This is a genomic window from Massilia sp. GER05 (assembly GCF_052056005.1).
Classification (GTDB): Bacteria; Pseudomonadota; Gammaproteobacteria; order Burkholderiales; family Burkholderiaceae_D; genus Telluria; species Telluria orientalis.
On record NZ_CP178858.1, the window covers coordinates 2,363,424 to 2,377,294 of the forward strand.

A 13,871-nucleotide genomic window follows, 5' to 3' on the forward strand; every position below is an offset into this window, starting at 1 on the left:
TACGAGCAGTCTGGACAAGCGGAGGGGCCGCGCCTTGTGGCGGCACAAGGCGGCGTCAGCCGGCGGACTGGCTCAGGCTGGCCCAGAGGTAGGCCGCGGCCATCGTGCGGTGCGGGCGGTAGGCTTCGAGAAATTCTTCGGCCTCGCGCATGCCGGGCCGCTCGCCACCCGTCAGCCGGCCGATGGCGTTGCGCACGGCCACGTCGCCGTGCAGCGAACAGTCGGCGTAGCCCCAGCCGCGCAGCAGCGCATAGTTGACGGTCCACGGGCCGATGCCCTTGACCGCGAGCAGGCGCTCGCTCACGCCGGCCGGGTCGTCGGTGCGGTCCAGCGGCAGCGTGCCGTCGGCCACGAGACGGGCGAAGCGCAACAAGGTCTCCGCCTTCGCGCCGGAAAATTTACGGCTGGTCAGTTGTTCGATGTCGAGACGGGCCACGTCGGCCGCTTCCGGATAACACCAGAGGCCGCTCGAATGCGCGCGTCCCGCCAGACCGATGAACGTGCGGCGCAGGGAAATGGCGAACGGCAGGTTGATCTGCTGGCCGATGATGGCCCACGTCAGCGCTTCGAACACGGTGGCCGACTGGATCACGCGCAGGCCAGGCTGGCGCGCGACGACGGGGCCGAGCAGCGGATCGGCGCGCACGGCCTGTTCGAACGGCGCGGGGTCGATGCGCAGGCCCAGCATGTTCACGAGGGCGTCCTGGACCGCAGCCTCCGAGGTGGCGCCGTCGCTGTCGACGACGCACTCGGCACGGTCCGCGTGCAGCGCGATGTCGAGCAGCGTCGGCACGCCGTCCAGCAGCACGCCTTTGCGGATACGTCCTGCGTTTGCGTCGACGACTTCGGCCAGCGCATCGGCATCGCGGCCGTGGAACGCGTACGCGTCCGCGTGGCGATAGCCGGCCGGCAGCGCGATCGTGTGGCGGCTCATTTGCCGCTCATTTTGGTGGGGACCGGCACGGGCGCATCGCGGCCGAAGCGGGGGACGAAACCCGTGACGAACGCGGTGCCGACCAGCGTGATGGCCGAGCCCACGATCGTGTACCAGCCGATCGCCTCGCCGAGGAACAGCGCGCCCCACAGGATGCCGAAGACGGGGCTCAGGAACGTGACCGTCAGGGCCGACGTCGTGCCGACTTCCTCGATCAATTTGAAATACAGGATGTACGCGATGCCGCTGCACAGCACGCCCAGTGCGATCACGGCGCCGACGATGCCGACGGTCGGCGCGCCGGCCGGCGGGAACAGGGGCAGGGCGGGCAGCACCATCAGCGCGGACGTCCACATCGTGCCGTGCGCGTTGGCGAACGGCTCCACGCTTTGCGCCGTGCGCGCATACAGGCTCGCGACGCTGTAGCTCAACGCGGCCACCAGCGCGGCGGCGACGGCGAGGCCGGCGCCGGGGCGGCTCGTCGCGTGGTCGAAGCCGACGAGCAGAGCGACGCCGACGGTGCCCAGCACGAGGCCCAGCGCCGTGCGTGCGCGGATCGCCTGGCGTCCCCACACGGCGCCGAGCATCGCGCCCCACATCGGCGCGGTGGCGTTCAGCACGGCCAGCACGGACGCCGGCAAGGTGCGCGCCGCGAACGCGAACAGCAGGAACGGGAACGCGGAGTTGAAGAAGCCGAGGATGAAGTAATGCTTCCAGTGCGCGCGCATGTCGAGGCGCTTCTTGAGCACGACGCCGACGATGGCGAGGAACAGCGCCGCGAACAGCACGCGGAATTCGATGAGCACCGCGGGGCCGAGCGTCGGCGCGCTGATGCGCATGAAGAGGAAGGAGCCGCCCCAGATGGAGGCAAGCACGATGAGGCGCAGCAGGTTGGCAGTGTTCATGGTTCCCGGGAGGATAGACGCAGGGGCTTCCCCGGCCTTCCCGTTTCTTGCGCTTGAATTGCGCGACGGGGCAGGGGAATTGGTAATGATACAAAAAGCGTGGAGGTGTTGCTGGCGGCCGGCTGATTTGCGGCCGGTTGAACGCGTGGGCACGTGGTGCCCACCCTACGTTGGCGTTACAGGTAGGGTGGGCTCCCCGAGCCCACGCGGATATGAAAAGGACCGCAAACGCGGTCCTTGTTGATAACGCTTAGCCGTTGGCGCTCACGGCACCAGCGGCTTCTTCGCCGCCCGCCTGGCCTTGACCTCGGCGATCGCTTTCTCCACCGCGGACAGGCGCTGCGGCAGCGCCGGATGATTGGCGCTGTAGCCGTTCAACACGCTGGGCGGATAGCTCTCGGCCAGGCGGTTCCAGAACGCGGGCGCGTCCTTGACGTCGTAGCCGGCGCGCGCGGCCAGGTAGATGCCGAGGCGGTCCGCGGCGGCGTCCGCGTCGGCCGGCATGGCCTTGATGCCGCCGCTGCCGATCAGCATCGACGTGTCGGGCGTGATGCTCTTCAGGTTGTCGATGATGCTGCCGATCGTCGCGCTGTTGCGTTGCGAGGACGGGTGGCCCAGCATGTTGTGGGCCATCGTCTTGGCCAGCACGAAGGCCAGTTCGTCGTCGTCGTGCGTGAAGTTGATCATGCCGCGCGTGACGAGTACGCGGCTGCCGTCGCCGTACGCGTTGACGTTGTCCGCGTTGCCCAGTTCGATCGCGAAGGCGCAGGCGCGCGTGACGGGAATGGTCAGCTGGCGCTCGCTGCGGCGGCGCTCGATCGTCATCGGCAGGCTCGCCTGCGATGCGAGGATCTTGCCGAACAGCGCGCCCGCCTGGGACAGCGCATGCTCTCCGGCCGGCAGCGGCTTGCCGGCGGCGGCGAGCAGCACGTCGCCCTCCTGCAGGCCGGCGCGCGCGGCGCCGCTGCCGGCCAGCACGTCGGTCACCTGCAGGCGTTCGTCCATGCCGAAGGCGACGTGCGCGGCTTCGTTGTATTCGCCTGGATAGGACCAGCGGTTCTTCGCCGTGAAGCCGAGGAGGTTGCGCGCCTGGCCCTTGCACAATTCGGCATTCTGGATCAGTAGCGGCGCCGCGACCTTGTACAGGCGCTCCTGCAGGGCCGCCATCTTCGTCAGGGTGTCCGCGGCGGCGGCCATCTGCGGGCTCAGGGCCGGGGCTTCGACGGGGCGTTCGGTGACGCGCGGCGTGGCCGACGGTTGACGCGGTGCCTGCGTGGCGCAGGCCGACAGCAGCAGGGCTGCGGTGATGCCCAGCGCGGTCGTCCTGAAACCCGCGGGGCGCTGACGAAGATGTCCGGTCATGTGCTCCTCATAGTTTATTGTTTGCCGGTGGAGCCGAATCCTCCTGCGCCCCGGTCGCTCGTTGCGAAATCCTCCACGACGTTGAAGCCCACCTGCATGACAGGCACCACGATCAGCTGCGCCAGGCGGTCCATCGGCTGCAGGGTGAACGTGGCCTGGCCGCGATTCCAGGTCGAGACCATCAGCTGGCCCTGGTAATCGGAGTCGATCAAGCCTACCAGATTCCCCAGAACAATGCCGTTCTTATGGCCGAGTCCACTACGGGGCAGGATCATCGCCGCATAGCCCGGATCGCCGATGTGGATGGCGAGGCCGGTCGGCACCAGCACCGTCTCGCCGGGGGCGATGGTCATGGGCGCCTCGATGCAGGCGCGCAGGTCGAGGCCGGCGCTGCCGGCGGTGGCATAGGCCGGCAGGAAGTCCTTCATGCGCGGGTCGAGGATTTTCAGGTCGATATTCTTCATGGAGTGCTTGTGTGGTACGGGTGAATCAGGCCAGCAGCGAACGTTGTTCCAGACGCTTGGCAATTTCGGAAACGAGCTGACGCGCCAGTTCCAGCTTGGTCGCGCGCGGGAGCACCGTGTGGCCGCTTTCGTCGAACAGCACGATCGCATTCTCATCCTGCCCGAACGTCTGCGGGCCGATATTGCCCACGAGCAGAGGAATGCCTTTTTTCTCGCGTTTCACCGCGCCGTATTCGATCAGGTTTTCCGATTCGGCCGCGAAGCCGACGCAATACGGCCAGCCGTTCAGCGACGTGGTCGCGGCGACGGTCGCGAGGATGTCCGGGTTCTGCGCGAAGTGAAGTTGCGGGGCGTCGCCGCTGCCGTCCTTCTTGATCTTCTGGGCGCTGGCATTGTCCACGCGCCAGTCGGCGACGGCCGCCACGCCCACGAAGATGTGCTGGCCGGAGACGGCGGCCATGACGGCGTCCAGCATCTGGCGCGCGCTCTGCACGTCGATGCGGCGCACGCCATGCGGGGTGGGCAGCGACGTCGGTCCGGAGACGAGCGTGACGTCCGCGCCGGCCTCGCGCGCGGCGCGCGCGATCGCATAGCCCATCTTCCCGGATGAGAGGTTCGTGATGCCGCGCACGGGGTCGATCGCTTCATACGTCGGACCGGCCGTGATCAGCACGCGTTTTCCCGCCAGGAGCTTCGGCTGGAACGACGCGACGAGTTCCTCGAGCAGTTCGTCCGGTTCGAGCATGCGGCCCATGCCCGTCTCGCCGCAGGCCTGCGAGCCGGCGGCCGGGCCCAGGATGCGGACGCCGTCGTCGCGCAGCTGCGCGACGTTGCGCTGCGTGGGCGCCTTTTCCCACATCTCGACGTTCATCGCCGGTGCGACGAGCAGCGGCACGTGGTGCGGGCGCGCGAGGCACAGGGTCGACAGCAGGTCGTCGGTGGCGCCGTGCGCGAGCTTGAACAGGAAGTCGGCCGAGCAGGGCGCGACGAGGATGGCGTCGGCATCGCGCGTGAGGTCGATGTGCGCCATGTTGTTGGGGATGCGGCCATCCCACTGGTCCGTGAACACGCCGCGGCCGGACAGCGCCTGCATCGTCACGGTGCCGATGAAATGGGTGGCCGCTTCGGTCATCACGACCTGCACGTGCGCACCCTGTTTGGTGAGGGCGCGGCACAGTTCCGCGGCCTTGTAGCAGGCCACGCCGCCGGACAGGCCGAGGACGATCTTCTTGCCCTTCAGGTCCATGCTCATGGTTCCTCCGTGCTCAGTGTTTGTTCACGCGGCGCAGCTCATCGATGATGAACAGGAAGGCGCCGATCGTGATCGCGGTGTCCGCGATATTAAAAGCCGGGAAGTGGCCGACGCCGCGCCAGTAGAAGTCGAGGAAGTCGATCACGTGGCCGTAGGCGACGCGGTCGACGAGGTTGCCGAGGGCGCCGCCCATGATCAGCGCGAGGGCCCAGCAGAACATGCGCTGGCCCGCGTGCTTGCGCAGCAGGTAGATGATGAAGCCGACGGCCGCGATGGCGATGCCGGCGAACAGGTAGCGCTGCCAGCCGCCCTGGTCGGACAGGAAGCTGAATGCGGCCCCCTTGTTATACGCGAGGACCAGGTTGAAGAAGCTCGTGATGGACTTCTCTTCGCCGTGCATGAAGGTGCGCGTGATGGTGATCTTGCTGATCTGGTCGAGCAGGATGACGATGAAGGCGATGCCGAGCCACGGCGTCAGGCTGCCGCCCGAGCGCGACGAGACGGCGGAGAATGTTGGTTTTTTTTTGCTGGCCATGTCGATGGTCGTAAAGGTCAAACCCCGGGCACGCGGCCCGGGGCGCTGGTACGTCAGGCGAAGCGGCGCTGTTCCCCGCTGCCGAACAGGTTGCTCGTGCAGCGGCCGCACAGGCCCGGATGCGCGTGGTCATGGCCCACGTCGCGGCGGTAGTGCCAGCAGCGCTCGCACTTGGCGGCCGCGGACGGCGTCACGGTGACGGCTTCCTCCGCGGCGTCGGCGACCTGTTCGACGGTCGCCTGCGACGTGATGAACACGAACTTCAGGTCGTCGTCCAGGCTGGCCAGCGTCGCGTACTTGTCGCCGGCCGCCCTGAGCGCCAGTTCCGCCTGCAGCGACGAGCCGATCGCGCCGGATGCGCGCACTTCTTCCAGCTGCTTGGTGACGTCGGCACGGACGGCGCGCAGCAGCGCGTACTTGTCCAGCAGCGCGGTGCCGTCCGCGATCGCCGGGAAGGTCCACAAGGTCTGCGTGAAGATGGTCTCGTCGCTGTCCTTGTAGGCCTGCTCGCCCGCGAACACGGCCCACGCTTCCTCCGCGGTGAACGACAGGATCGGCGCCATGATGCGCAGCAGAGAATGCGCGATGTGCCACAGCGCGGTCTGCGCCGAGCGGCGCGCGTGCGAGTTCACGCCCGTCGTGTACAGGCGGTCCTTCAGGATGTCGAGGTAGAAGCCGCCCAGGTCTTCCGAGCAGAAGTTCTGCAGGCGCGCGACGACCGGGTGGAATTCGTAGCGTTCGAAGTGCTTGGCCACGTCATCCTGCAGGCGCGCGGTCTCGGCCAACGCGTAGCGGTCGATCTCGAGCAGCTCGGTCGCCGGCACGGCGTTCTTGACCGGATCGAAGTCCGACGTGTTCGCGAGCAGGAAGCGCAGCGTGTTGCGGATGCGGCGATATGCCTCCGTCACGCGCTTCAGGATCTCTTCGGACAGCGCCAGTTCGCCCGTATAGTCGGTCGACGCGACCCACAGGCGCAGGATGTCGGCGCCCAGCGTGTCGCTGATCTTTTGCGGCGACAGCACGTTGCCGAGCGATTTCGACATCTTGCGGCCATGTTCGTCCACGGTGAAGCCGTGCGTGAGCAGCGCCTTGTACGGCGGACGGCCATTCAGCATCGACGACGTCAGCAGCGACGAGTGGAACCAGCCGCGGTGCTGGTCCGAGCCTTCCAGGTACAGGTCGGCCGGGAAGTGCGACTGCGCCGCGTGCGAGCCGCGCAGCACGGTCTGGTGCGTCGTGCCCGAGTCGAACCACACGTCCAGCGTGTCGCGGTTCTTTTCGTACATCGCGGCTTCATCGCCCAGCAGGTCGCGCGGGTCGAGCTTGTGCCAGGCGTCGATGCCGCCCTGTTCGATCAGCCTGGCCACCTGCTCCAGCAGCTCCGGCGTGCGCGGGTGCAGGTCGCCGGTTTCCTTGTGCAGGAAGAAGGCCATCGGGACGCCCCACTGGCGCTGGCGCGACAGGGTCCAGTCCGGACGGTTGGCGATCATGCCCTGCAGGCGCGCCTGGCCCCAGTCGGGGAAGAACTGCGTCTCGGCGATGCCGGCCAGCGCGGATTCGCGCAAGGTCGGGCCGCCGTCCTTCGGCTTGACGTCCATGCCGGCGAACCACTGGCTCGTCGCGCGGTAGACGATCGGCGTCTTGTGGCGCCAGCAGTGCATGTAGCTGTGGTCGAACATCTTCAGCTCGAACAGGGCGCCGGCTTCGGACAGGGCGTTGCAGATCGGCTTCGATGCTTCCCAGATCGTCATGCCGCCGAACAGCGGCAGCGTGCTGGCGAAGCGGCCGTCGCCCATCACGGGCTTCAGGATCTCGTCGTCCTTCATGCCGTGCGCCTTGCAGGACTGGAAGTCTTCCAGGCCATAGGCCGGCGCGGAGTGGACGACGCCGGTGCCGCTGTCGGTCGTCACGTACTCGGCCAGGTAGACGGGCGACGTGCGGTCGTAGAACGGATCGGCCGCGTGCAGCGGGTGCTTGAAGCGGAGGCCGCCCAGCTTGTCGCCGGTCGTCGTGGCGACGATCCCGCCTTCCAGCTTGTAGCGCTGCAGGACGCTTTCGGCCAGGTCTTTCGCCACGATCAGCAGGATCGGTTGGCCGTTGCGATCGGCTTTCACGAGCGCGTACGTCACTTCCGGATGCACGTTCAGCGCCTGGTTCGACGGGATCGTCCACGGGGTCGTCGTCCAGATCACGATGAAGCCGTCGCCCGCGGGCAGCGCGTCCAGGCCGAACGCCTGCGCGACCTTGTCCGGTTCCGCGAACGGGAAGCCGACGTCGATCGCGGGGTCTCGCTTGTCCTGGTATTCCACTTCCGCCTCGGCCAGTGCCGAGCCGCAGTCGAAGCACCAGTTCACGGGCTTCAGGCCGCGGTAGACGTAACCCTTGTCGAGCATCGTGCCGAGGGCGCGCAGCTCGTCCGCCTCGTTACTGAAGTTCATCGTCAGGTACGGATTGTCCCACTCGCCCAGCACGCCCAGGCGGATGAAGCCGGCGCGCTGGCGGTCGACCTGCTCGAGCGCGTAGGCACGGGCCTTTTGCAGCACCTCGGCCGTCGGCAGGTTCTTGCCGAACTGCTTTTCGATCTGGATCTCGATCGGCATGCCGTGGCAGTCCCAGCCCGGCACGTACGGCGCGTCGAAGCCGGCGATGGTGCGCGATTTGACGACCATGTCCTTGAGGATCTTGTTGACCGAGTGGCCCAGGTGGATGTCGCCATTCGCGTACGGCGGACCGTCGTGCAGGACGAATCGGGGACGGCCGGCGGCCGCCTTGCGGACGCGTTCGTAGATCTTCTTGTCCTGCCATTGCTTGACCCAGCCCGGCTCGCGCTTGGCGAGGTCGCCGCGCATCGGGAAGGGGGTGTCGGTCATGTTGACCGGGTATTTGCTTTCCGGCTTCTTGTTGCCTTGTTGGCCTTTCTGGCCTTGCTTGGTATCGGACATGGTGATTTCTAAAGTGGACTGCTGTTATTCGTGATGACGGGACGGCACGCTGTTACGCCGTCCTTGGCGTCGTCGGGACTGCAAAAGTCCCGGTCAAATTCGGTCGGTGGCCGTGAGAGCGCCGGCGCGCCGGGCGAACCAGGCGCGTGCCTGCTGGGCGTCGCGCTCGATGGCGGCCGTCAGTGTGGGAAGGTCGACGTATTTTTCTTCGTCGCGCAGCTTGGTGAGGAATTCCACGCGCACGAGCTTGCCGTAACAGGGCTGGTTCCAGTCGAAGACATGGACTTCCAGCAGCATCCGGCCAGCGTCCTCGACGGTCGGACGCACGCCGAGGCTGGCGACGGCCGGCAGCGGCTGGTCGGCCAGGCCGTGCACCTGCACGACGAAGATGCCGGCCAGGGCGGGGCGGTGGGCGACCCGCAGGTTCAGCGTGGGGAAGCCCAGCGTGCGGCCCAGTTTCTGGCCGTGGATCACGTGGCCGGACATCGAATACGGGTGGCCCAGCAGGGCGCGCGTGGCGTCGAAATCGGCGGCCGCGAGCGCGGCGCGCACGGCCGAGGACGAGATCCGGGTGGAGTCGTGCAGCACGGCCGGCAGGCTGTGCACTTCGAAGCCGTAGCGCTGGCCGGCTTCGGCCAGCAGGGCGACGTTGCCGGCGCGGCGGGCGCCGTAGCAAAAGTCGTCGCCGACCATCAGCCATTTCACGTGCAGGCCGTCGACCAGCACGCGCCGCGTGAATTCGTCCGGCGACATCGAGGCGAAGTGCTCGTTGAAGTGTTCGACGATGACGCGGTCGACGCCGGCGTGTTCCAGCGATTCCAGCTTGTCGCGCAGGTTGGCGATGCGGGCCGGCGCCTTCGACAGGTCGCCGCTGCGCTGCGCAAAATATTCGCGGGGATGAGGTTCGAACGTCATCACGGCGGCTTCCAGCCCGAGCTTGCGGGCGCTCGCGGTCACGTGGGCCAGCAGCGCCTGGTGCCCGCGGTGGACACCGTCGAAGTTGCCGATCGTGAGCGCGCAGGGCGCGCGTGCCCTGTCGTTGGGAAGTCCGCGAAATACCTTCATTGGATGGTTCGTGCTTCTAGGCGAAATACCAGATTATACGGCAAAGGGCATGTTGCACAGCGCAACGCCTTTGCCGCGGCGGATGAGGTAGCGTTGCCCCGAATAAAAAAAGCGCAGCCTGCGTGACGCAGACTGCGCTTTTTGTTCAGCCCGGGGCAGGGCGATCAGCCGGAGATCGGCTTGTTGATCGCCATGATGAAGTAACGGGCCACTTCCGCCGTGCCATCGGTACCGCGGACGGTCTTGAGCGTGTTGATGGCTTGCTGCTTCTTGCCGGCGACGGCATACGCTTCGCCCAGGTGCAGCTTGACGTCTTCCGGATGCTTCAGGTCCTTGGCTTTCGACGCTGCTTCCAGCATCTTCAGGCCCTTGTCGGCCTGGCCGGATTGGACCAGTGCGTAACCCAGCGATGCGAGGCCGTCGTTGTCGGCGTCCTTGACCAGCTGCGCTTCGGTCGCGGCCAGGTTCTTGTTCTGGTCGGCCAGGCTCTTTTCGGCCAGGTCCTTCAGGCGCTGGTGACGCGCGGCGTCCGGGCCGGTGCCCAGTGCGCCTGCCTTGTAGCCCTTGTCGATGACCTTCAGGGCTTCAGCCGGCGCGCCGGCCTGCAGCACGAGTTGGGCCATTTCCATGTATTCGCTCGGCTTCTTCAGCAGGCCGTTGGCCAGCTTCAGGCGGTAGATGTCGACGGAGAGGCGGCCCGAGAAGCCCGGCTTGCTCTGCACGCGGTTCAGCAGGTCGGTCCAGTACTGGGCCTTCGGATAGTTGGCGGCCAGTTTCTCGATGGTGTTGACGTAGCCGGCCTTGTCATTCTTCTTGAGCTGGATGTTGGCCAGCATGCCCAGCTGGTCTTCGCTCAGGCGGCCGTTCTTCTCGGCCGTGCGCAGTTCATTCTCCAGTGCCTGGATGTTGCCCTGCTTGTAATAGTTCTGCATCAGGTAGGCGCGCAGCTTCGGATCGTCGCGCTCCTTCAGCTGGCGTTCGATGGCGGCGTTGGCCTTGCCCAGGTCGCCCGCGCGCATGTAGATGCCGATCAGGCCTTCCGAGAACTGGGCTTTTTCGGTCGCACTCAGCTTGCCGGAACCGATCAGGTATTCGAAGGACTTGGCGGCCGTGTCGTAATCGCCGGCGGCCGAAGCGGCACCGGCACGGGTGCGTTCGATCAGGTACGTCTCGTTGGCCGACTTGCCTCCGACCTTGTCGAGGTCGCGCAGCTTTGCCAGGGCTTCCTTGTTCTTGCCCGACTTCATGAGTTGTTGGGCTTCCTGCAGCGGCTTGCCGATTTCGGGACGGAGGACCTCCGCGGCGTAGACCGGGGCCAGGCCGACCACCGGAGCGGCGGCGGTGAATCCGAGGGCGGCCACTACGAGGCCGAAGTGTGCGAGGCGGAATTTAGCCATTATCGAAATTCTCTCATTCAAAATAGACACGGCAGGGAAACCCTGCCGTGTTCATTATAGCCAAAGCGATTACTGGAACTGTTCGTTACCGACCATACCGATCTTGGTGACACCAAGACGCTGGGCCGATGCCATCACGCCGGCGACAACCTTGTACTCGACCAGCTTGTTCGGACGCAGGTGCACTTCCGGCTGATCAGCTTGGGCTGCCACATTGGCGAGCTTCGCTTCCAGGGTGGCACGATCCGGGACGGGCTGGTTGTCCCAGAGGACGGTACCGTCGAAGTCCACGTCGATCGTGATCACTACCGGTTCCTTGGTCGGCGGCGGCGGATTGCCAACCGGCATGTTCAAGTTAACCGAATGGTTTTGCTTTGGAATGGTGATGATCATCATGATGATCAGCACCAGCATGACGTCGATCAGCGGCGTCATGTTCATTTCCATCATCGGTTCCGGATCTGCTCCTTTAGCTCCGGACGAACCAACGTTCATACCCATGGTGTTTCCTTTCAAATCTTGGGAAACCAGCGTGACAGCGGTCGAAACCGCTATCACGCTGGCGGGTTGCGTCCTGGTGGATCAGCCCTTATCAGGCGGTTCGGTGATGAAACCGACCTTCTGAATCCCGGCACGCTGGGCCGTGTACAACACCTTGCCGATGAATTCGTAGCGCGTTTGCTGGTCGCCACGAATCTTCACTTCCGGCTGGGGCACTTTCACCGATTCCTTGGCCAGGAAATCGAACAGTTCGTCGGTGTTGGCCAGGTGCTTCTGGTTCCAGTACATCTCGCCATCTTTGTTGACGACGATGTTCACGTCTTCCGGCGTGGTTTTGACAACCTGGTTGGTCTCGATCGGCAGGTTAATCTTCTGCAGGTGGAGGACAACCGGGCTGGTGATCAGGAAGATGATCAGGAGAACCAGCATCACGTCCACGAGGGGCGTGGTGTTGATCTCTGACATCACTGCATCTTCATCTCCGCTATCGGAGCCAACACTCATGCCCATGGTTTAGCCAACCTTTTTAGCAGCGGCGCCTTGAGCACGTGCAGCTTCGGAGGTGTGCATTGCGCCCGAGATCAGGACCGAGTGCACGTCTGCGCTGAACGAACGGACGTCTTCCATTGCGGTCTTGTTACGACGGACCAGCCAGTTGTAGCCCAGAACGGCCGGAACTGCAACGAACAGACCGAATGCGGTCATGATCAGTGCTTCACCCACCGGACCTGCCACTTTGTCGATCGACGCGTTACCGGTCATACCGATGTTGGTCAGTGCGTTGTAGATACCCCAGACGGTACCGAACAGACCGATGAACGGCGAGGTCGAGCCGACGGTTGCCAGGAACGACAGGCCATCCTGCAGACGCGACTGGACTTTGTCCACGGCGCGCTGGATCTGCATGGTCACCCAGGTCGACAGGTCGATCTGCTCGAGCAGGGCGCCGTCGTGGTGCTGGGTTGCCTTGGTGCCGGTTTCAGCGATGAAGCGGAACGGCGAGCCTTCGGTCAGTTGAGCCGAGCCGGCAGCGATCGACGGTGCTTTCCAGAATTTCTGGTTGGTTTCCTTCGACTGCTTGAAGATCTTCATCTGGTCCAGCAGCTTGGTGACGATGATGTACCAGGAACCCATCGACATGATGGCCAGGATGATCAGGGTCATACGCGAGACGACGCCGCCTTCCCACACAGCCTGGATACCGAACGGGTTCTCGACTTCTTCTTTCTTGGCTTCGCCGCCAGCTGCCGGAGCCGCTGCCGGTGCCGAAGCGGCAGCGTCGGCTGCCGGTGCTGCTGCGTCAGCCGCCGGTGCCGCTGCCGGTGCGCTCGCTGCTGCCGAGGCCGGAGCGTCGGCGAAGGCCGGAGCGGACACCAGTGCCGATGCCGCAGTGACCGAGAACAGGAGAGCCGCTACGGTAGCGGACAAACGGGTATTCTTAAACATGCTTCCTCCAAAAATTTAAAATGAACAGTTCGCTGAACTAATAACAACGAAAATCATGCTTTTGAGACGATACGCTGTCTCTGGTTATTCCAGCGTCCAGACGTACTGAACCGGCTGCCAGGACTCGATGGCCTGGCCGTTCTCAGTTGCCGGCTTGAACCGGCACTTGCCCAGTGCCACCTGAGCAGCCTTATCCAGGTCGCGGAAGCCGCTGGACTTCGTGACCTTGGAATCCTTCACACCACCGTCCGAACCAATCAGGAACGAGATGGTCGACACACCCGTTTCTTCGTTACGCAGCGACGACTTCGGATATTCCGGCTTCGAGCACGTATTGAAGTCTGCGACTGCCGGGGTGCGGGCCGGACCGGCCGGCTTGGCTACCGGTGCCGGTGTCGGAGGCGCCGGCGGTGCCTTCACGATTTCGGTCGTCGCCGGTTTCGCCTGCGTCGTGTTAGCGATCACATTTTGCTGCGGCGGTGGGGTTTGCACTTGCACTTCCACCGGCGGGATGAACGGCGGAGGCGGCGCTTTCATTTCCGGCGGCGGCGGCGGGGGCGGCGTCTCCGGAGGTGGCGGCGGTTTTACGTCTTCAATGATCTTGGTCTCCACTGCCTCGGCCATCTTGCTGACCATGCGTTTGCCGAGACCAGTAACGATCCCGTAAGCAACGACCAGGTGCAAGACGATGACAACGGCGATACCAGTCAAATTCTTCCCGGGGTTCTTCTCATGCGAAAAATTCATCCTGCTTTCTCCAATACCAACCTTTTTTTGTTGCTACTAAACCCACAAAACACGACAAAAAGCTAAGAGCCGCATCCGGGACATCGGCGAATTATACCTACGAATTCTTTTTTGCACATACATTTTTACGCCCTCAAAGAGAGCCTATTTGTCTGTAAAAACAGGCAAAGAAAGTGATCAATAAAGAAGGGGCGCGGGTATGCCGATGGAGGTGGAAGTTAGTTGTTTTGCAATGTTGAGCGGACCCCTTTCATAATGTGTGGAAGATAAGGCTGCTGCCCTCGAAACGCCGAATTTTCCATGCCTATTTTGCAGCTCAGC

Annotated in this window: 13 protein-coding genes; all 13 read right to left on the reverse strand. The window is 64.6% G+C overall.

The features are described 5' to 3' along the window. Positions 1–55 precede the first annotated feature (55 nt). The gene (locus tag ACL58G_RS10590) at positions 56–934 is read right to left on the reverse strand and encodes a DNA-3-methyladenine glycosylase family protein (protein WP_440966740.1); all 879 of its coding nucleotides are present in this window, start codon (positions 932–934) and stop codon (positions 56–58) included. Beyond that, positions 931–1,839 (reverse strand): DMT family transporter, encoded by a 909-nt coding sequence (locus ACL58G_RS10595; RefSeq protein WP_440966742.1) that lies wholly within the window; start codon positions 1,837–1,839, stop codon positions 931–933. The genes ACL58G_RS10590 and ACL58G_RS10595 overlap by 4 nt, the downstream gene beginning before the upstream one ends. Positions 1,840–2,103: 264 nt before the next feature. Next, on the reverse strand, positions 2,104–3,201 hold the full coding sequence (locus ACL58G_RS10600) for a M48 family metalloprotease (protein ID WP_413383162.1): 1,098 nt from the start codon (positions 3,199–3,201) through the stop codon (positions 2,104–2,106). A 14-nt stretch (positions 3,202–3,215) separates the two neighbouring features. Further along, positions 3,216–3,665 carry a dUTP diphosphatase gene (gene dut / locus ACL58G_RS10605; RefSeq protein ID WP_258848851.1) on the reverse strand — a complete coding sequence of 150 codons (450 nt, stop codon included), beginning with the start codon at positions 3,663–3,665 and terminating at the stop codon, positions 3,216–3,218. A gap of 25 nt (positions 3,666–3,690) precedes the next feature. Next, complete coding sequence (gene coaBC / locus ACL58G_RS10610; protein WP_413385960.1) at positions 3,691–4,911, reverse strand: bifunctional phosphopantothenoylcysteine decarboxylase/phosphopantothenate--cysteine ligase CoaBC; 1,221 nt, start codon at positions 4,909–4,911, stop codon at positions 3,691–3,693. 19 nt (positions 4,912–4,930) lie between these two features. Beyond that, on the reverse strand, positions 4,931–5,452 hold the full coding sequence (lspA, locus tag ACL58G_RS10615) for a signal peptidase II (RefSeq protein ID WP_413338381.1): 522 nt from the start codon (positions 5,450–5,452) through the stop codon (positions 4,931–4,933). Between the two features lie 53 nt (positions 5,453–5,505). Further along, the gene (gene ileS / locus ACL58G_RS10620; RefSeq protein ID WP_440966745.1) at positions 5,506–8,394 is read right to left on the reverse strand and encodes an isoleucine--tRNA ligase; all 2,889 of its coding nucleotides are present in this window, start codon (positions 8,392–8,394) and stop codon (positions 5,506–5,508) included. A gap of 93 nt (positions 8,395–8,487) precedes the next feature. Then, complete coding sequence (locus tag ACL58G_RS10625; RefSeq protein ID WP_440966747.1) at positions 8,488–9,459, reverse strand: bifunctional riboflavin kinase/FAD synthetase; 972 nt, start codon at positions 9,457–9,459, stop codon at positions 8,488–8,490. A gap of 164 nt (positions 9,460–9,623) precedes the next feature. Continuing rightward, positions 9,624–10,856 (reverse strand): tetratricopeptide repeat protein, encoded by a 1,233-nt coding sequence (locus tag ACL58G_RS10630; protein WP_440966749.1) that lies wholly within the window; start codon positions 10,854–10,856, stop codon positions 9,624–9,626. A gap of 69 nt (positions 10,857–10,925) precedes the next feature. Then, positions 10,926–11,357, reverse strand: a complete 432-nt coding sequence (locus ACL58G_RS10635; RefSeq protein ID WP_200948779.1) for an ExbD/TolR family protein — start codon at positions 11,355–11,357, stop codon at positions 10,926–10,928. 81 nt (positions 11,358–11,438) lie between these two features. Beyond that, the gene (locus ACL58G_RS10640) at positions 11,439–11,867 is read right to left on the reverse strand and encodes an ExbD/TolR family protein (RefSeq protein WP_371767846.1); all 429 of its coding nucleotides are present in this window, start codon (positions 11,865–11,867) and stop codon (positions 11,439–11,441) included. Between the two features lie 3 nt (positions 11,868–11,870). After that, on the reverse strand, positions 11,871–12,803 hold the full coding sequence (locus tag ACL58G_RS10645; protein ID WP_200948780.1) for a MotA/TolQ/ExbB proton channel family protein: 933 nt from the start codon (positions 12,801–12,803) through the stop codon (positions 11,871–11,873). 84 nt (positions 12,804–12,887) lie between these two features. Next, positions 12,888–13,550 (reverse strand): energy transducer TonB, encoded by a 663-nt coding sequence (locus ACL58G_RS10650; RefSeq protein WP_413383171.1) that lies wholly within the window; start codon positions 13,548–13,550, stop codon positions 12,888–12,890. Between the last annotated feature and the right edge of the window lie 321 nt (positions 13,551–13,871).